The organism is Kribbella endophytica, assembly GCF_054781295.1.
The window spans coordinates 1,038,015-1,055,331 of record NZ_BAAGUR010000001.1 but is presented as its reverse complement, the minus strand read 5'-3'; the positions used below and the strand labels follow the sequence as shown (position 1 = coordinate 1,055,331).

Below are 17,317 nucleotides of genomic sequence, written 5' to 3'. Positions count from 1 at the left end.
ATACTTTCGGGATGATGGATGAGCTCAACGAGCGGTTGCTGACCGAATTGACGGCCGATCCTCGGCTGCGGACGACCGAGCTCGCGCGCCGGCTCGGGGTCTCGGCGCCGACCGTGCGCGAGCGGGTCACGCGGCTGGAGGAGTCGGGGGTGATTCGCGGCTACCGGCTCGATCTGGATCCCGCCGCGCTCGGTCTGCCGGTCGCGGCCTGGGTGCGGCTCAAGCCTGGCCCCGGGCAGATTCCGCGGATCGTCGAGCTGGCCCAGGCGACGCCCGAGGTGGTCGAGTGCCACCGGATCTCCGGCGAGGACTGCTTCCTGATCCGGGTGCAGGTCCCCGCGATCGACGCCCTGGAAGGGCTGCTGGACAAGCTCAACGTGCACGGCTCGACGAACAGCTCGTTCGTCGTCTCAACTCCCGTCCCGCCCCGCGCGGTCCCGCTGCGCTGACCCGGCGTACTTACGAGCCACGGTCGCGAACGACTCCTTCGGCTCGCGGCGCTCGAGGTCGTGCGCCGGGATCTTCACGACGCCGAAGCCGGCCATGTCCAGGTCGAACAGCGGGTCGGACCAGTGCGGGAAGTCCTGCATCGCGTAGGTGAAGACGAAACACCCGTGCACGCGGCGCCCGTCGTACAGGTCGATCAGTTCGCCCAGGTACGCCGCCTGGGTCGCCTCGTCGCGCTGGTACCCCTCCTTGACCCGCGGCGGCGACGCGAACCAGTTCACGATCAGGAACGATCCGGGCCCACGCCGGTCGGCCCCGACGAACGAGCCGCAACCGAACTCCGTGATCACCACCGGCTTGCTCGACTCCGAGATCAACGCGTCCAGCTGTCGCTCGTACGCCGAAGCGTCGTCGCCGAAGCGGTACAGGTTCACCCCGACCACATCGAAGCCCGACCAGTCGACCTGCTCCCAGTAGCCGGCCGCGTAGCTGACCGGCCCGTGGAACGACTCCCGCGCGGTCGCCAGCGCCGCCTTCAGCAGTACGCCGAGCTTGCGCGTGATCCGGCGATCGAAGAACCGCCGCCAGCGCACGAGCACCTGGACCCGCAGCCAGATCCGCGGTCCCGGGATCATCCCCGGCGCGCTCAGCGAGAACTCACTGCCGACCAGCAGCGTGACGCGACCCGGATAGCGCTCCCGCAGCTCCTCGGCCATCACCGCCGTCCGGGCCAGGTGCGCCAGGATCTCGTGGTGCGGCCGGTCCTCCAGGTACGGCCGGATCCACACGTCGAGCCCGAGCTCCAGCGCGTACGACGCGGCAGCCCGATGCCGCTCCGGATCGGACTCGATCAGCATCACCGTGTCGCAGTGCAGGTCCTCGTCGATCGCGCGCAGATCCCGCCGTACGGCGTCCGGATCGGGCGCGGGAACGTACGAGATGCCGTGCAGCTGCAGACCCATCTCCGCAGTCTTGTCGCCGCCCGGACCCGGCGAAAGACCGGCGGCGGCGAACAAGACCTAAGTCGGACCGACCGGGTACTTCGGTCGGTGCTGTCCGCCTGATGGGCCCCGACCAGCGCTGGAAGTGGTCTGCCTCACTACGCTGGGAGCGACTTCAGCGACCTTCGGAAGGACCCGACCCATGGCTGCCGACAAGCCTGTCCGCAGAGTTGCCCTTCTCACCGCGGGTGGGCTCGCGCCCTGCCTGTCGTCCGCCGTCGGCGGACTGATCCAGCGCTACACCGCCGTGGCGCCGGACGTGGAGATCATCGGATACCTGAACGGCTACCACGGTCTGCTCAGCGGCCGGTACGTCGACGTGACGCCCGAGGTGCGGGCCAAGGCCGGCCTGCTGCACCAGTTCGGCGGCAGCCCGATCGGCAACAGCCGGGTCAAGCTGACCAACACCGCCGACCTGGTCAAGCGCGGCCTGATCGCCGACGGGCAGAACGCCCTGCAGGTCGCGGCCGAGCGGCTGGTCGCCGACGGCGTCGACGTGCTGCACACGATCGGCGGCGACGACACCAACACGACCGCCGCCGACCTCGCGGCGTACCTGCACGAGCACGACTACGACCTGACCGTGGTCGGCCTGCCGAAGACGATCGACAACGACGTGGTGCCGATCCGGCAGAGCCTCGGTGCCTGGACCGCCGCGGAGCAGGGCGCGCTGTTCGCCCGCAACGTGGTCGCCGAGCACAGCTCGAACCCGCGGATGCTCGTCGTCCACGAGGTGATGGGCCGCAACTGTGGCTGGCTCACCGCCGCCACCGCGCTGGCCTACCGCGAGTGGATCAAGGCGCAGGAGTGGAACCCGGGCATCGGCCTGACCTCCGGCGGCTGGGACGTGCACGCGGTGTACGTGCCGGAGGCAACGATCGACCTGGACGCCGAGGCCGAGCGCCTGAAGGCCGTCATGGACGAGAACGACTGCGTCAACATCTTCCTGTCCGAGGGGGCCGGCGTACCGGCGATCGTCGCCGAGCTCGAGGCCCGCGGCGAGGAGGTCGGCCGGGACCCGTTCGGTCACGTCAAGCTGGACACGATCAACCCGGGCGCCTGGTTCGCCAAGCAGTTCGCGGAGCGGATCGGCGCCGAGAAGACGATGGTGCAGAAGAGCGGGTACTTCAGCCGCTCGGCCGCCGCCAACGACAAGGACCTGGCGCTGATCAAGGAGTGCACCGACTACGCCGTGGACGCGGCGCTGCGCGGCGAGTCCGGCGTCGTCGGCCACGACGAGGAGCGCGGCGACGAGCTGCGCGCGATCGAGTTCCCGCGGATCGCCGGCGGCAAGGAGTTCGACCCGGAGACCGACTGGTTCACCGCGCTGAAGGCGGAGATCGGCCAGCCGTAAGGACTCAGCGAGAAAGCCGCGCGACCCAGGTGTCCGCGGCTTTCTCGATCTGGTCGAGCACGTCGTCGAAGCCTTCGTCCTCGCCGTAGTACGGGTCCGGTACGTCGACGTCCGCGAACAGCTCGACCGCCACGGCCTCGGTGCCGAGGCGGCGGTTCAGCGCGGACAGGTGACCCGAGTCCATCGCGAGCACGAGGTCGCGCTCGGCGAACCAGCAGCTGCGGAACTCCTGCGCGCGGTGCGCGCTCCCGTCGTACCCGCGTCTGGCCAGAGCGGCGGCGGCGCGCGAGTCCATCGGGTCGCCGATGTGCCAGCCGCTCGTCCCCGAACTGGTCACCACGACATCGGTCAGACCCGCCTCGGCCAGCTTGGCGCGCAGGACGATCTCGCCGACCGGCGAGCGGCAGATGTTGCCCGTGCAGACCACCTCGACGCGCCTCACCGCGGGACTCATGTCAGTGGATCTCGGCCTTGTCCGGCAGTACGGCGTTCAGCAGGACGCCGACCAGCGTGATCACCAGGGAGCCGAGCAGCGCCGCGACGAACCCGTCGACGTGGAACTGGACGTCGAGCTTGCCGGTGATCCAGGAGGTCAGCAGCAGCATCAGGGCGTTGATCACGAAGATCAGCAGGCCCAGCGTCAGGATGATGAACGGCAGCGAGAGCAGCTTGGCGATCGGCTTCACGACCGCGTTCACGACGCCGAAGATGGCCGCGACGATCAGCAGCGTGAGCACGCGCTTGCTGGTGGTCGCCCCCTCCAGCGTGATCCCCCCGACGACCCAGCTCGCCACCGCCAGTGCCACGGCGTTCGCCAGCAACTTGATGATCAGGTTCTTCATACCTCCGATCCTCCCATCCCCGGGTGCCGCGACCGCTCAGCCGGGACCCTGAGCCGTCCCGAGTCTTGACAGGCTAATGACCAAGTGATCAGATCATTTTCTCGCAGGTTAATCTCTGTCGAAGAGGATGATGGTGAAGGACAACAAGTCACGACGCCGCTGGATCGCTGCCGCCACCGCCCTGACCGCGGCGGCAGCCGCCACAAGCCTGTCGCCCGCCGCCGCCGAAACCGCCCCGTCGCCCGTCGTCGGTAACCTCCGCGTCCCGGCGACCACCGCCGGACCGCCCCACGCGTTCGCCGCCCAGACCGGGTCGCGCAGCTGTGCCACCGTACGGACGACCTGGAAGGCGACCGCTCAACCCCACGCCGCTCCCGAGGCCCTGTTCAACGCCTACAGCGACACCGGCAAGGGCTGGACCGGCGCGGACAGCACGTACTCCGTCCGCCTGCCCGGCGGCCGGACGGCGTGGATCTTCTCCGACACCTTCCTCGGCCCGGTCAATCCGGACGGCAGCCGTCCCACCACGACGCCGTTCATCAACAACTCCTTCATGGTCCAGCGCGGCAAGACCCTGAAGACCGTCACCGGCGGTACGGCGACCGACCCGACGGCGCTCGTGCCGCCGCCCACGAACGGCTGGTACTGGTTCGGCGCCGCCGGGACGAGCAAGGCCGGCCGGAACCTCGACGTCGTCGCGCTGCGGTTCGAGAGGACCGGGCCGGGCCAGTGGGACTGGCACTGGGCGAGCAACTCGCTCGCGCGGTTCGACAGCAAGACGCTGAAGCTGCAGAAGCTCGTCCCGCTGCCGTCGGCCGCCAACATCCAGTGGTCCGGCTGGCTGCTGCGCGACGGCGGATACACCTACGTGTACGGCGTGGAGGACCTGGGCGCCTCGAAGTACGAGCACGTCGCCCGGGTACGAGGTGACGACCTGACCGCGGCGCCCTGGCAGTACTGGACGGGCACCGGCTGGTCGGCGGACGAGACCGCGTCGGCGCGCGTACTCGAAGGCGTCGCCAACGAGCACAGCGTCACCCGCTGGGGCGACGGGTACCTGCTGGTCACCCACGACACCACCGAGCTGTTCAGCGATCGCGTCGTCGGCTACTTCTCCTGCTCGCCGACCGGGCCGTTCGTCAACCAGGTCGAGCTGTACCGGACGCCCGAGACCGGCGCGGCGGGCAGCTACGGCGACGCGGACATCATCACGTACAACTCCCACGAGCACCCCGACCTGCGCCGCGGCAACACGCTGCTGGTCAGCTACAACGTCAACAGCCTCGACGCGAACAACGACCTGTACGCCGACGTGAGCATCTACCGGCCCAGGTTCACCGGGGTCACGCTCACCCGGGAGAGCGGTCGATGAGCACGCCAGGCGTCGTACGCCGTACTCTCCTCGACGATCTCGCCGCGTCGATGCTGTCGCTGATCGCCGAGCGCAAGCTGGCCGCCGGTGACCAGTTCGAGTCGGTCAGGTCCCTGGCCGACCGGTTCAAGGTCGCCGTACCGACCGTCCGGGAGACGTTGCGACGGCTCGAGGCGACCGGCGCGGTCGAGCTCCGGCACGGTTCCGGTGTGTACGTCGGGCCGCACATCGGCCGGCTCGTGCTGGCCAACCCGCTGGCCCCGACCCCGTCGGCGGACCGCCTGGTCGAGTTGCTCCAGGCAAGGGTCCTGATCGAGCCGCCGGTGGCGGCGCTGGCGGCCCAGGTCCGGTCGGCCGCCGCGCTCGACCGGATGGGGACCGATCTGGCGGCCGCGGCGGAACTGATCGCCGTCGGGGACCACGTCCGGCTGGCCGAGGTGAACATGGACTTCCACCGCAACCTCGCGCAGGCGTCGGGCAACGCGACGCTGGCCGAGGTGGTCGAGTCCGTCACCGTCGTCAACGTCCGTGAGCAGCTCGAGATCCTGCACATCCACGGTGACCGGCAGACCGACCTGGTCGAGCACCAGGCCATCCTCGCGGCCGTCCGGGCCGGCGAGGTCGAGCTCGCCGAGCGGCTCACCCGCGAGCACCTCGGCGGCGTACTCGCCGTCATCAACGAACGCATCCAGCACCCCTGATCCGAAAGGCCGACCCATGTCACGCTTCGCCCATCGCAGCACCGCGCTCACCGCTCTCGCGGTGGCCGGCGCGCTCGCCCTGTCCGCCTGCGGCGGTGGTGGTTCCCCGGCCGCGAAGGGCGAGGACAAGCCCGTCGACTCCCTGAAGTTCTACAACGACAAGGGCGGCTGGAAGGACGCCTTCGTCCAGGTCGGCGCCGCGAGCAAGAAGGACGCCGGGGTCGGCATCGAGCCGGTCGGCTACTCCGACTCCAACGCCTACACGGCGTTCATCCGCTCGTCGTTCCGGACCAAGGAGAAGGCGGACCTGTTCACCTGGCACACCGGCAAGGAGCTGGAGGACCTGGTCGACCAGAAGCTGGTCGCCGAGACCACCGACCAGTGGACCAAGGCGGTTGCCGATGGCAACATCCCGGCGGCGCTCAAGCCGTACTTCACCTACGACGACAAGCAGTACTGCATCCCGCTGAACGCCGGCTACTGGGTGATGTACTACAACAAGGCCGTCTTCAAGAAGGCTGGGATCACCGCCACCCCGAAGACCTGGCCCGAGCTGCTCGCGGTCGCCGACAAGGTCAAGGCCGCCGGGGTGAAGCCGTTCTACCAGACCAACATCCTGTTCAGCTTCGTCTGGTTCGAGACGCTGCTGGCCGGCAAGGACCCCGACCTGTACGACGCGCTCGCGACCGGTAAGGCCAAGTACACCGACCCGGGCGTGGTCGAGGTGATGAACGACTGGAAGAAGATGATCGAGGCCGGCTACTTCAGCGATCCGGGTGCGAAGACCGAGCCGCAGAGCCAGCTGAAGAACGGCGAGGTCGGCATGGTCAACTTCGGCACCTGGTTCAGCGGCTCGCTGAACACGCTGAAGATGAAGGCCGGTACCGACTACGACTTCTTCGTCATCCCGAACGTGAACGCCGCGCTGCCGAAGACCTCGATGATCTTCGAGACCGGCCCGGTCTGCTCGGCCGCCAAGAGTGAGCACAGCTCGACGGTGACCAAGTGGAACGACTGGTGGGTCAGCCCGCAGGCGCAGACGGCCTGGGCGAACGCCCGCGGCGACCTGTCCTTCAACCCGAAGGCGGAGGTCAAGGACCCGGGCCTGGCCACCTTGAACAAGGACGTCGGCGGTGAGGGCTACCGGCTGATCAACCGCTGGTTCGAGGCTACGCCGGTCCCGGTCGCGACCAAGGCCCTGGAGGTGTTCGGCGCGTTCGTCACCAAGCCGGGTGACCCGATGCCCGGACTGCAGAAGATCCAGGCCGAGGCGGACGAGTACTGGGCCAAGCAGAAGTGAGCTCGAGCGTCCGCGACGCCCGCACTGGTGGCCGGGCGGCGCCGCTGTTCGGCCTGCCTGCCGCCGGCGTGGTCGCGCTGCTGCTGTACCTGCCGTTCCTGTGGACGACGTACGTCAGCTTCACCGACTACGACGGACTCGACTCGCCGGTGTGGTCCGGACTGACCAACTACAAGGCGATGTTCAGCGACCCCGACCTGATCGGGGCGCTGACCAACACGCTGCTGTGGGTGGTCGGGATGGTCACCCTGCCGGTCGCGCTCGGCCTGGTGATCGCCGTACTGACCTACGGGCACCGGTGGGGGACGTGGCTGCGGCTGCCGTTCCTGCTGCCGTACGCGATCTCCGGTGTGGCGGTCGGTGTCATCTGGGGCTTCGTGCTCCAGCCGGACGGCGCGCTCGGCCAGGCGCTCGGCTTCTTCGGACTGCCGGGCGCGCACACCGGCTGGTTGCAGGCCGGGCCGGGCAACACGCTGATGATGATCGTGGCGGTCACCTGGCAGGCGGCCGGTGTGAACGCGCTGCTGTTCGTGGTCGGGCTGCAGTCCATCCCGGCCGAGCCGCTGGAGGCCGCCCGCCTCGACGGCGCCGAGGGGTTCCGGTTGTTCGCGCACCACCTCTGGCCGCAGCTGCGGCCGATCACGACCGTGGTGATCGGGCTGTCCATCGTCGGCAGCCTGAAGACCTTCGACGTGGTCTGGGTGATGACGCAGGGCGGTCCCGGTACGTCGTCGGAGACGCTCGCGCTCTCGATGTACAAGGAGACCTTCGTGCTCAACGACTACGGCCAGGGGGCGGCGATCGCGCTGTTCCTCAGCCTGGTCACCTTCGCCGCGTCGGTGCTCTACCTGCGCTACCAGCTCGCGGACGGGGACTCACGATGAAGAACACCTCTTCGGGTCCGGTCCGCACGGTGCTGCTCGCCGTACTCGGGCTGATCTGGCTGCTGCCGGTGTACCTGCTGGTCGTGAACGCGGCCAAACCGGTCGACGGGTTCAACGCCGCCACCGTCTGGAAGCCGGACGGGTTCTCGCTGTTCGCCAACTTCGCCGACGCCTGGGACAAGGCCGCGCTCGGTGGCACGGTGATGGCGACGACGCTCTACAGCATCGTGGCGCCCGTGCTCGCCGTGCTGATCGGTGCGGCGGCCGGGTACGCGATCGTGGTCCTGCGGCTCAAGCGCGGATTCCTGTGGTTCGTGTTCATCTTCGGCGGCACGATCTTCCCGCTGCAGATGGTGCTGATGCCGCTGTTCTCCGGCTACGCGAGCTCCGGCCTGTACGACACGAGGTTCGGCATGGTCGTGGTCTACACCGCGATCAGCGTGCCGTTCTCGGCGTTCGTGATGCGCAACTTCTTCACCGGGATCGCCCGCAGCGTGTTCGAGGCCGCGATCGTCGACGGCGGCGGTCTGTTCCGGATCTTCCGCAGCATCTACCTGCCGATGGCCGGCAGCGCGCTGGCCGCGATCTTCATCCTGCAGGCGACGTTCGTCTGGAACGACCTGCTGCTCGGCCTGACGCTGAGCCAGTCCGACTCGGTCCGGCCGATCATGCCGGCGCTCACCGGCTTGCAGAGCACGTACGGCGGTGCCGCGCTGCCCACCGTGCTGGCCGGCGGCCTGCTGGTGTCGCTGCCGACGGTCGTGCTCTTCCTGGCCGCCCAACGCTTCTTCTCCCGGGGCCTCGCCCTCGGGCAGTTCTGATCTCTCGGAGGATCTCCATGTCACAGGAACCGCACAGCGCTGCGGCGTCGCGCGAACCGCAGACCGCTCCGGCCGGCGGGGCGATCGCCACCGCCGTGGTCACCGGCGCCGCCGCCGGGATCGGCCGGGGCGCGGCCGAGCGCTTCGTCCAGGCCGGGACCCGGGTCTTCGCCCTGGACCGGGACGCCGATGCCCTGGCGGCCCTGGCGACCGAGCTCGGTGGCCAGGTCGTCCCACTGGTCGTCGACGTCGGCGATCGCGACGCGTTGGCGGACGCCGCGCGGCAGGTCGCGGCGTCGCTGGGCGACGAGCCCTTGTCCGCGCTCGTGTGCGCGGCCGGCGTACAGCGCTACGGCACCGTCGTGGACACGACGTACCAGGTGTACGACGAGGTGATGGCGGTCAACGTCGGCGGCGTTTTCTTCGCCTGCCAGTCGTTCGTCCCGTTGCTCTCGCGCGGCGGCAGCGTCGTGGTCGTCTCCTCCGTCCAGGCGTACGCCGCGCAGCACGGCGTCGCGGCGTACTCGATGGGCAAGGGGGCACTGCTCTCGCTGGTCCGGGCGATGGCTGTGGATCACGCGGCGGACGGCATCCGGGTCAACGCGGTCTGCCCGGGCTCGGTGGACACCCCGATGCTGCGGACCTCGGCGGCGGAGTTCGGCGGCGGCCGGTCGACCGACGAGGTCGTCGCCGAGTGGGGCCGTTCGCACCCGCTCGGCCGGGTGGCGACGCCCGCGGAAGTTGCCGACGTCATCCATTTCCTGACCTCCCCGGCGGCGGCGTTCGTCACCGGGGCCGACGTGAAGGTCGACGGCGGGCTGACCGCCGGGCTGGCCGTCGTACTGCCGGAGGAGGCCAAGTGAGCGGGCTGAAGATCGTCGACGTCCGGGCGACCACGGTGACGGTGCCGCTGGAGGCGCCGTTGCGGCACAGCAACGGCGCGCACTGGGGACGATTTGTCCGGACGGTGGTCGAGGTCGAGGCCGACAACGGGCTGATCGGCCTCGGCGAGATGGGCGGCGGCGGTCAGAGCGCCGAGGCCGCCATCGCGGGGCTGAAGCCGTACCTGGTCGGGCACGACCCGGCGCGCACCGAGGCGCTGCGCTGGATGCTGGCGAACCCGACCGCGAGCTTGTACAACAACCGCACCCAGTTGCTCGCCGCGATCGAGTTCGCCTGCCTCGACCTGCAGGGCCGCGAGCTCGGCGTACCGGTGCACGAACTGCTCGGCGGCAAGGTCCGGGACCGCGTGCCGTTCGCCAGCTACCTGTTCTTCCGGCACCCGGCCGAGGACGGGACCGGCGAGATCAGCACGCCGGAGCAGCTGGTCGAGCACGCCCGGACGCTGGTCGACGAGCACGGGTTCAGCGTGCACAAGCTGAAGGGCGGCGTCTTCGCGCCGGACTACGAACGCGACTGCTTCCGGGCGCTGGCCGAGGCGTTCCCCGGGCACCGCGTCCGGTTCGACCCGAACGGCGCCTTCAGCGTCGAGGAGGCGATCCGCTTCGCCCGCGGGATCGAGGACCTCGACAACGACTACCTGGAGGACCCGACCTGGGGCATGAACGGCATGCGCCGGGTCCGCGACAAGACGCCGATCCCGCTGGCGACCAACACCGTGGTGGTGAACTTCGAGCAGCTCGCCGCGAACGTTCGCGACCCCGCGGTGGACGTGATCCTGCTCGACACCACCTTCTGGGGCGGCATCCGTCCGTGTGTGAAGGCCGCCGGGGTCTGCGAGACCTTCCAGCTCGGCGTGGCCGTGCACTCCTCGGGCGAGCTGGGGATCCAGCTGTCCACGATGCTGCACCTCGGCGCCGTCGTACCGAACCTCGCGTTCTCCGCCGACGCGCACTACCACCACCTGCGCGACGACGTGATCGTCGGCGGCAAGCTCCCGTACGTCGACGGCGCGATCGCCGTACCGGAAGGACCTGGGCTGGGCGTCGAGCTCGACCGGGACAAGCTCGCCGAGTACGCCGAACTGTTCCGCGAGCTCGGCCCCTACCCGTACGACCGCGACCCGGCCCGGCCGGACTGGTACCCCCTTCTCCCGAACACCGATTGGGCCTCCGCATGACCATCCCGCGCTCCGCCGATCTCGCGAGTGACGTCCTCACCCACACCTACGACGACATGTTCAACCCGCCCGGGCTGACCAACTTCCTCGGGACCGCGCAGGTCGACCTGGACGTGTTCGCCGTGCGGAGTGTGAACTTCCCGCCGTACTCGCACGGAGACTGCATCACGGGTCAGCTGTACGTCGACGGCCGGCTGGCCCGCTCGTACGGCGGTGAGGTCGAGGTCGTCTGGCGTCCGGATCACGTGGTCCGGACGACGACGATCGACGGGCTGTCGCTGCGCTCGACGACGGCCTGTGCGCCGGGGCGCCCGGCGGTCGTCGTACAGCTGGAGGTCGAGGGAACGCCTGGCCGGGAGGTCCGGATCGGACTGGCCCTGGCCAGTACGGCGACGCGGTCGCCCAGCGGCTGGCTGCGCCCGGAGCCGCCGTCGGAGCCGAACACACTCGCGGCTGCCGACGGGCGCCTCGCCCTGGTGGGCACGGGTGAGTCGGCGTCCGCGGTGAGCCTGCAGGGGCTCGACGTCCCGGGGGAGGTGCGTGGGCAGGCTCTCGTCGAGACGACGCTCACGCTCGACGCTTCGGGGCACGCGCGGCTCGGGTACGTCCATGTCCTGGCTGGGACTCTCGAGGAGGCCGGCGAGCACTACGACGCCTGCGTGGCCGACGTACCGGCTGTGCTGGTTGCGGCTGAGCAGCTGTGGGACAAGGCGTTGGCCGATGCGTTCGACCCCGCGAGTGACGGGTTCAGCGGGTCGCTGCCGGTGCTGGAGACGTCCAACGAGGCGCTGCGCAAGCTGTACTGGTGGGGTGTGCTCGGGGTGATCTGGTTCCGCCGGGACAACCCGGCGAGCGTGCTGGGCCGGACGTACGACACGTTGATGCCGCGGTACTGGCAGACCACGACGTTCATCTGGGACTACAGCCTCTCCTCGCTGACCCACGCGCTGCTCGACCCCGCGCCGATGCGGCGGCACATCGAGCACTGGATCGACCTCGACACCCACGCGCACTTCGGGACCGAGTGGCTCACCGGCGGACCGGTCGGCTACTGGTACTCGGTCAACGACTTCGCGATGACGCGCCTGGTGCGGGACTACGTCAGGTTCACCGGGGACGGCGACTTCCTGGCGACGCCGGTCGGCCGGGAGACCGCCCGCAAGCCCGTCGGGGAGCACCTGCACGACTGGGCGACGGCGTGGCGCGGGCTGCGCAAGGACCACGCGCTCGCCGACTACGGCGGCATCGACAACCTGATGGAGTGCGTCAGCAGCTACATCCACGAGGTGGCCAGCTTCAACGCGGCGAACGTCTGGTGTCTGCGGGTGGCCGCCGAGGTCGCCGAGCGCGACGGTGACGTCGACCGGGCCGAGCTGCTGCGCAAGGAGGCCGAGGAGCAGGCCGGGCACGTCAACGAGCTGTACATCGAGGGCGCCGGCTTCTGGCACGCCCGGCAGCCCGACGGGACGCTGTTCCCCGTACGGCACTGCTACGACTTCAACATCGTCGGTACGACGATGGCCGACGACCTGTCGGAGTCGCAGCGCACCGAGATGGTCGAGTTCTTCCAGCGGGAGCTGCAGACGCCGACCTGGATGCGGGCGCTCTCGCCGTACGACGCGGACGCCGCGTTCAGCCTGCGGCCCGACCACCAGTGGAACGGTGCGTACCCGGCATGGCCCGCGGACGCCGGGCGGGCGCTGTTCGCGCTGGGCCGAGGTGACGTCGCACTGGACTGGCTGCCCGGTCTGGCGAAGACGGCGAACCAGGGACCGTGCGGTCAGGCGCACTTCGTCGAGGAGGCCGTGCCCGCGATGGCCGGCGGGGCCCGGAAGTCGCCGCCGCAGTTCCCGTACCTGATCGACTGGTCCTGCTCGTCGTCCGGCTCGTGGGTGAGCCTGATCCTCGAAGGTGTCTTCGGCCTGCAGATCGGCCTCGACGGCACCGTCGCCGCGTCGCCGCAGCTGAGCACGCTCGACCCGGACGCCCGCCTGCTGGGCCTGAAGGTAGGCGCGACCACCTACGACATCACCGCGGAGGGAGCGACCGCGGTGTCGTAACTCCAAGTCAGCGGAAGGCGAAGACCTGCGCGGACTCGCGGAGGTCTCTCCGCATCAGCTGTGTGGACTGGCGATGGCTTCCAGCAGGGACTCCTCGGCTCCGGCCAGGTGCCGACGGAGTTCCTCGACGCACTCGTCGAGCTCGCCCTTCTCCAGCAGCCGGATCAGCTTCCGGTGGGAGGCGACCTGCTGCTTCGCGTCCTGCCGCAGCGCGTCCACCCGAGCCAGCGCCAGCCGCGCCTCACCCGTGATCGAGTCCGCCGTGGCGATCAGCCGCTCGCTACCGGTCAGCGCGACCAGGCTCCGGTGGATCGCCAGGTGCGTCTCGGTCATCGCCTCCGGGTCCGCGCCGTCCTTGGCGGTCGCCGCGAACTCGCGCATCGCCACCCGCACCTGCTCCCGGGCGGACTCCTCAGCGTCGTACCAGGCCTTGATCCCGGCCGACTCGAGCACGAACCGCGCCCGGCAGATGTCGGCGACCGCGGCCGGGTGCAGGATCGCGACGCTGACGCCCTTGTTCGGCTCGCGGACCGCCAGGCCCTCGGTGACCAGCATCGTCATCGCCTCGCGGACCGTGCTGCGGGCGACGCCGAGCGCCTCGGCCAGCGGCTGCTCGCGCAGCGGCGTACCGGGTTCGAGGTCGCCGGCGAAGAGAGCGGCCCGGAGCGCGTCCACGACCCGGTCCACCGTGGTCGAGCGATCTACTCGCAGCCGTTCGTACATGGGAGGATTCTCGTCCAGTCAGGGGCCGTTGTCGCGCGCGGCACCCGTCCGGACCCCGACCTGTGGACAACTCCCGACATGATGAGCCACTTTTCGGGCAGTCTGTCCCTAGGCGATTTCGGCCCGCCCACTCTCCGCCCGGAGAGCCGCTGATCGACCAGGAGGACGCGATGGAGGGTAAGGCGCTGCCCGCGCTGAGCGCTGTCGGGCTCGTACTGGTCCTCCCGCTGCTGATCGTGCTGGCGATGCTGCTCACCTCGATGGGCTCGATCGGGCAGGCCGCGTCCTGCGGCTCGTCGACCAGCAGCGGCAAGGCGTTCGGCTGGCCGACCGAGGAGCACGATCCGTCCGAGGGCTGGGACGACGGCGACCCGAAGCACACCGGTCTCGACTACGACGTCGACAAGGGCAGCAAGGTGATGGCTGCCGAGGACGGCGAGGTGATCGACACCGGCGGCGACTGGATCAAGATCAAGCACCAGGACGACGCGGTCCAGACCTGGTACCAGTTCTTCGAGTCCAAGAGCGTCCGGGTCGGCGACAAGGTCACCCGCGGCCAGGAGATCGGCAAGTCCGGCGAGGGCGACGAGGACGAGCCGGGCGAGTCCGGCGAGCACCTGCACTTCGAGCTGCGGATCCGCGGCGGCGAGAACGGCGGCGGCGACCTCCAGCCGCAGGACCCGACCGACGAGCTCGGTGACGACGCCTCCGAGTCGTCCGGCGGCTGCGGCTGCGGCGGTGGCCCGCTGGTGGGCGGTACCAACCAGGAGAAGGCCTTCAACTTCTTCGCGTCGAACGGGTACAGCAAGGAGCAGGCCGCCGGCATCGTCGGCAACATGATCCACGAGTCGAGCGTCGAGCCGGCTCGCCTGCAGAACACGGCGCCCGGCGTGGAGACCAGCGCGAGCGCGGCCCGCGGCAGCTCGCTCGGCTGGGGCATCGTGCAGTGGACGCCGGCGGGCAAGATGATCAACCCGTCGATGGACGCCACCAACAACGACGAGGCCAAGGTCGCGTCGCTGGAGTGGCAGCTGGAGTTCCTGCTCAAGCAGCTGAACGGCGAAGGCCCGCTGCCGGAGGGGAACGCCGGTGACATGTTGCACGCGGCCAGCGGGGTCGAGGACGCCGCGGTCGCCTTCGGCCGGTACTTCGAGCGCTTCGCCGGTTCCGACGACCTGGGCAACTCGCGCTACACCGAGCGGAAGGCGACCGCCCGCGAGGTCTTCTCGACCTTCGGCGACGGTGCCGCCCCCGGCGGAGGTGGTTGCGGCGCGGGCAACATGGACATCGTCGCGACCGCGAAGAACCTCGCCTGGGACACGCCCGGCCACGGCAAGAACCAGGGCGACGCCAAACCGGAGTACCAGGCCGCGATGCCGGAGTGGAACGGCTCGACCGGCACCGACGAGTACTCCGACTGCGGTGTCTTCGTCGCGACCGTGATGCGGATGAGCGGCGCCGACCCGGACTACCCGATCCGCGGCACCGGCATCCAGGAACCGTACCTGCGCAACTCCGGCAAGTACGACGTGTTCGACGACATCACCACCGATCAGCTGAAACCAGGTGACATCCTGATCGGGCCCGGCCACACGTACCTGTTCGTCGGCGAGTTCAACGGCTACAACGCGGCCGCCGCCTCGCTGCACGGGCACGTTCCGGAGGCCGGCAACACGTACAACATCGGCACCGAGTTCGCCGCCGCCCGGTTGAAGAACCCGCCGACCCCGAAGGCCTGACGGCCCCACCGAGACGACTGAGGAGACACAGATGGAGGAGGAGAGGCCGCGCCTCTGGCTGCTCAGCGGCGTCGTGGTCGTCATCCTGGTGGTGCTCGTCGGCGGCTACCTGGTCTTCCGCGGCGGCGCGGAGTCGAAGCTGACCGTGCGGTCGATCCCGAACGACCTGACCCTGACCCTCGACGGGCAGCCGATCACGGCGAACGGCGAGGTCAAGATCAAGGCCGGCCAGCACGAACTGAAGGCCGAGCGGGACGGTTTCGAGCCCTACAGCCAAACGGTGACCGCCAAGGGCGGCGACCCACTCTCGGTGAAGATGTACCTGTACGCCAACGGCCCAGCCGGCCGCACCTGGACGCAGAACAACCCCGAGCAGGCCCTAGAAGCCGAGGCCGAAGCCGGCCGCAAGTACGACGAGATCCAACGCCGCCTGGCCGCGAAGTACCCGGTCATGCGCGAACTCCCGTACCTGGGCCCCGGCTTCAAGGCAACCTACGAAGCCTCCAAGTCCGACCCGGACAACCCCGAGGCAATCTCGTTGAAGATCCGCACCTACACCCCCGACGGCCGCACCAAGGCCCTCCAATGGCTACAAGGCCACGGCTACGACCCAGCCACCCTAGACATCATCTGGACCACCTCGTAGCCCAAAGCACCAACACAGCCACACCCGCGGGCCCACCGCCGAACGCGGCCCCCACCGCCGAACAACGCGGTCCCCACCGCCGAACAACGCGGACCCACCGCCGAACGCGGACCCCACCGCCGAACAACGCGGCCCCCACCGCCAAGGCAACAAATAGTCGCCGAATCCCCACCCCGCTGCCCCAAAGCACTCCGCCGCGCCGAGTCAAAAACCCCAAGCCCACCGCACCTAGCAACGCGCCCCAACCCCCGCGGCGGCGCCCGCACATACCTCCCCCCATGCATCGCCCATCACCACATCACCCAGCAAACCCCAGCCCCAACCGGGAGCGGGTTGACGCGACGCGGGCCATTCTGCACACTGACTGATTGTCGGACAATCAGAGGATCCGCCAATCGGATCAAGCGCGAAGAGGTGCGAGCATGGGTCAACCGCTGGGGTGGGGTCTCCGAAACCTGATGGTCCGCCCGGACCACTACCGGATCGACTACGTGATCAACCCGTACATGTCGACCCAGGACCAACCCGACCCCAAGCTCGCGACCAAGCAGTGGGAGTCCCTGCGCCAAGCAATCCTCGACGCCGGCGGCACAGTCGAGGTCCTCGACCAGCGTCCGGACTCACCCGACATGGTCTACGCGATGAACGTCGGCCTAGCCACCGCCGACGGCCGCGCAATGCTGTCGCACATGCGCTTCGAACCGCGCCGCAAGGAATCCCTCTCGGCGGCCGACTGGTTCACCGCCAACGGCTTCACCCTCAACCGCATGGGCACAGACGGCGTAGGCCCGCACTTCGAGTCCGGTGACGCTTTCGTCTTCGGCGACGCCCTGGTCGTCGGCTACGGCCACCGCTCCGAGGCGCTCGCGCTCAAGCACCTGGCGACCGAGTGGAACATCCGGGTCCGCGGTCTGCGGATCGCGCACGAGGGCATGTACCACCTCGACCTGCCGTTCTGCCCGGTCGACAGCACCCACGCGATGGTCTACCCGCCGGCCTTCGACGCGGCCAGCCGCGTGCAGCTGGAGCAGATCGTGCCGGACCCGATCGTGCTGACCGACGAGGAGGCGTTCGCGTTCAGCGGCAACTCCGTCGTGGTCGGCGAGACGATCCTGATGCCGGACTGCTCGCCGCGGCTGCGGGAGATCCTGACCGGCCTGGGCCTGCGCGTCGTCGTGCTCGACCTGTCCGAGTTCCACAAGGGCGGCGGCTCGGCGCGCTGCATGACGAACCCGCTCGATTTCGATCTTTCTGGTATCGGCGTGGCCGGTGGAGAGGTCATCCTGCCGGACTGAGCGCGATCTGCTGGACAGTTTGTACAGTCGGCCTACAAGCTCTTCTACGCCG

General features: G+C 69.4%; 17 protein-coding genes. 13 read left to right on the top strand and 4 right to left on the bottom strand.

Translation table 11 applies throughout. The annotated features are described in order from the left end of the window. Positions 1 to 11: 11 nt before the first annotated feature. On the top strand, positions 12 to 449 hold the full coding sequence (locus tag ACYVIO_RS05055; RefSeq protein ID WP_460649460.1) for an Lrp/AsnC family transcriptional regulator: 438 nt from the start codon (positions 12 to 14) through the stop codon (positions 447 to 449). On the opposite strand, the gene ACYVIO_RS05050 is transcribed toward ACYVIO_RS05055, so the two are convergent. Further along, the gene (locus ACYVIO_RS05050; protein WP_460649459.1) at positions 411 to 1,409 is read right to left on the bottom strand and encodes a hypothetical protein; all 999 of its coding nucleotides are present in this window, start codon (positions 1,407 to 1,409) and stop codon (positions 411 to 413) included. The two genes, ACYVIO_RS05055 and ACYVIO_RS05050, sit on opposite strands and share 39 nt — an antisense overlap. 181 nt (positions 1,410 to 1,590) lie before the next feature. Here ACYVIO_RS05050 and ACYVIO_RS05045 point away from each other — a divergent pair, with 181 nt between their 5' ends. Beyond that, on the top strand, positions 1,591 to 2,802 hold the full coding sequence (locus tag ACYVIO_RS05045; RefSeq protein ID WP_460649458.1) for a pyrophosphate--fructose-6-phosphate 1-phosphotransferase: 1,212 nt from the start codon (positions 1,591 to 1,593) through the stop codon (positions 2,800 to 2,802). Positions 2,803 to 2,806: 4 nt separating this feature from the next. On the opposite strand, the gene ACYVIO_RS05040 is transcribed toward ACYVIO_RS05045, so the two are convergent. Together ACYVIO_RS05040 and ACYVIO_RS05035 are read right to left on the bottom strand one after the other, a co-directional pair. Further along, positions 2,807 to 3,244 (bottom strand): low molecular weight protein-tyrosine-phosphatase, encoded by a 438-nt coding sequence (locus tag ACYVIO_RS05040; protein ID WP_460649457.1) that lies wholly within the window; start codon positions 3,242 to 3,244, stop codon positions 2,807 to 2,809. 13 nt (positions 3,245 to 3,257) lie between these two features. Further along, entirely contained in the window at positions 3,258 to 3,644 is a 387-nt protein-coding gene (locus ACYVIO_RS05035) for a phage holin family protein (RefSeq protein ID WP_460649456.1), read from the bottom strand. A 133-nt stretch (positions 3,645 to 3,777) separates the two neighbouring features. Here ACYVIO_RS05035 and ACYVIO_RS05030 point away from each other — a divergent pair, with 133 nt between their 5' ends. Genes ACYVIO_RS05030 through ACYVIO_RS04995 form a run of 8 tightly spaced genes read left to right on the top strand, consistent with a single transcriptional unit; the run spans position 3,778 to position 12,862 of the window. Then, positions 3,778 to 5,016: a DUF4185 domain-containing protein gene (locus ACYVIO_RS05030; RefSeq protein ID WP_460649455.1), complete on the top strand. Its 1,239-nt coding sequence runs from the start codon at positions 3,778 to 3,780 to the stop codon at positions 5,014 to 5,016. Beyond that, positions 5,013 to 5,717, top strand: coding sequence for a FadR/GntR family transcriptional regulator (locus tag ACYVIO_RS05025; RefSeq protein WP_460649454.1), 705 nt, complete (start codon positions 5,013 to 5,015; stop codon positions 5,715 to 5,717). The genes ACYVIO_RS05030 and ACYVIO_RS05025 overlap by 4 nt, the downstream gene beginning before the upstream one ends. A gap of 16 nt (positions 5,718 to 5,733) precedes the next feature. Beyond that, positions 5,734 to 7,017 carry an ABC transporter substrate-binding protein gene (locus ACYVIO_RS05020; RefSeq protein ID WP_460649453.1) on the top strand — a complete coding sequence of 428 codons (1,284 nt, stop codon included), beginning with the start codon at positions 5,734 to 5,736 and terminating at the stop codon, positions 7,015 to 7,017. Next, complete coding sequence (locus tag ACYVIO_RS05015; RefSeq protein WP_460649452.1) at positions 7,014 to 7,901, top strand: carbohydrate ABC transporter permease; 888 nt, start codon at positions 7,014 to 7,016, stop codon at positions 7,899 to 7,901. The genes ACYVIO_RS05020 and ACYVIO_RS05015 overlap by 4 nt, the downstream gene beginning before the upstream one ends. Then, a complete protein-coding gene (locus ACYVIO_RS05010; RefSeq protein WP_460649451.1) occupies positions 7,898 to 8,722 on the top strand; it encodes a carbohydrate ABC transporter permease in 825 nt (274 codons plus the stop codon). Before ACYVIO_RS05015 ends, ACYVIO_RS05010 begins: the two co-directional genes overlap by 4 nt. Positions 8,723 to 8,739: 17 nt before the next feature. Continuing rightward, positions 8,740 to 9,585, top strand: coding sequence for an SDR family NAD(P)-dependent oxidoreductase (locus ACYVIO_RS05005; protein WP_460649450.1), 846 nt, complete (start codon positions 8,740 to 8,742; stop codon positions 9,583 to 9,585). Next, the gene (locus ACYVIO_RS05000; RefSeq protein WP_460649449.1) at positions 9,582 to 10,802 is read left to right on the top strand and encodes an enolase C-terminal domain-like protein; all 1,221 of its coding nucleotides are present in this window, start codon (positions 9,582 to 9,584) and stop codon (positions 10,800 to 10,802) included. Before ACYVIO_RS05005 ends, ACYVIO_RS05000 begins: the two co-directional genes overlap by 4 nt. Continuing rightward, positions 10,799 to 12,862 (top strand): glucosidase family protein, encoded by a 2,064-nt coding sequence (locus ACYVIO_RS04995; RefSeq protein WP_460649448.1) that lies wholly within the window; start codon positions 10,799 to 10,801, stop codon positions 12,860 to 12,862. The genes ACYVIO_RS05000 and ACYVIO_RS04995 overlap by 4 nt, the downstream gene beginning before the upstream one ends. Before the next feature lie 54 nt (positions 12,863 to 12,916). Here the strand turns inward: ACYVIO_RS04995 and ACYVIO_RS04990 are convergent, their stop codons facing one another. Beyond that, a complete protein-coding gene (locus ACYVIO_RS04990) occupies positions 12,917 to 13,585 on the bottom strand; it encodes a GntR family transcriptional regulator (RefSeq protein ID WP_460649447.1) in 669 nt (222 codons plus the stop codon). A 170-nt stretch (positions 13,586 to 13,755) separates the two neighbouring features. On the opposite strand from ACYVIO_RS04990, the gene ACYVIO_RS04985 reads away from it, so the two are divergent. From ACYVIO_RS04985 to ACYVIO_RS04975, 3 genes are all read left to right on the top strand, one after another. Next, positions 13,756 to 15,324 carry a phage tail tip lysozyme gene (locus ACYVIO_RS04985; protein ID WP_460649446.1) on the top strand — a complete coding sequence of 523 codons (1,569 nt, stop codon included), beginning with the start codon at positions 13,756 to 13,758 and terminating at the stop codon, positions 15,322 to 15,324. A 31-nt stretch (positions 15,325 to 15,355) separates the two neighbouring features. Then, positions 15,356 to 15,970 carry a PEGA domain-containing protein gene (locus tag ACYVIO_RS04980; protein WP_460649445.1) on the top strand — a complete coding sequence of 205 codons (615 nt, stop codon included), beginning with the start codon at positions 15,356 to 15,358 and terminating at the stop codon, positions 15,968 to 15,970. Between the two features lie 422 nt (positions 15,971 to 16,392). Then, positions 16,393 to 17,265: a dimethylarginine dimethylaminohydrolase family protein gene (locus ACYVIO_RS04975; RefSeq protein ID WP_460649444.1), complete on the top strand. Its 873-nt coding sequence runs from the start codon at positions 16,393 to 16,395 to the stop codon at positions 17,263 to 17,265. Positions 17,266 to 17,317: the final 52 nt, after the last annotated feature.

Coding starts and splice junctions, on each gene's coding strand:
- ACYVIO_RS05035 (WP_460649456.1), bottom strand. CDS start 3,644: ATGAAGAACCTGATCATCAAGTTGCTGGCGAACGCCGTGGCACTGGCG.
- ACYVIO_RS05010 (WP_460649451.1), top strand. CDS start 7,898: ATGAAGAACACCTCTTCGGGTCCGGTCCGCACGGTGCTGCTCGCCGTA.
- ACYVIO_RS05045 (WP_460649458.1), top strand. CDS start 1,591: ATGGCTGCCGACAAGCCTGTCCGCAGAGTTGCCCTTCTCACCGCGGGT.
- ACYVIO_RS04995 (WP_460649448.1), top strand. CDS start 10,799: ATGACCATCCCGCGCTCCGCCGATCTCGCGAGTGACGTCCTCACCCAC.
- ACYVIO_RS04990 (WP_460649447.1), bottom strand. CDS start 13,585: ATGTACGAACGGCTGCGAGTAGATCGCTCGACCACGGTGGACCGGGTC.
- ACYVIO_RS05025 (WP_460649454.1), top strand. CDS start 5,013: ATGAGCACGCCAGGCGTCGTACGCCGTACTCTCCTCGACGATCTCGCC.
- ACYVIO_RS05020 (WP_460649453.1), top strand. CDS start 5,734: ATGTCACGCTTCGCCCATCGCAGCACCGCGCTCACCGCTCTCGCGGTG.
- ACYVIO_RS05005 (WP_460649450.1), top strand. CDS start 8,740: ATGTCACAGGAACCGCACAGCGCTGCGGCGTCGCGCGAACCGCAGACC.
- ACYVIO_RS05050 (WP_460649459.1), bottom strand. CDS start 1,409: ATGGGTCTGCAGCTGCACGGCATCTCGTACGTTCCCGCGCCCGATCCG.
- ACYVIO_RS05055 (WP_460649460.1), top strand. CDS start 12: ATGATGGATGAGCTCAACGAGCGGTTGCTGACCGAATTGACGGCCGAT.
- ACYVIO_RS04980 (WP_460649445.1), top strand. CDS start 15,356: ATGGAGGAGGAGAGGCCGCGCCTCTGGCTGCTCAGCGGCGTCGTGGTC.
- ACYVIO_RS04975 (WP_460649444.1), top strand. CDS start 16,393: ATGGGTCAACCGCTGGGGTGGGGTCTCCGAAACCTGATGGTCCGCCCG.
- ACYVIO_RS04985 (WP_460649446.1), top strand. CDS start 13,756: ATGGAGGGTAAGGCGCTGCCCGCGCTGAGCGCTGTCGGGCTCGTACTG.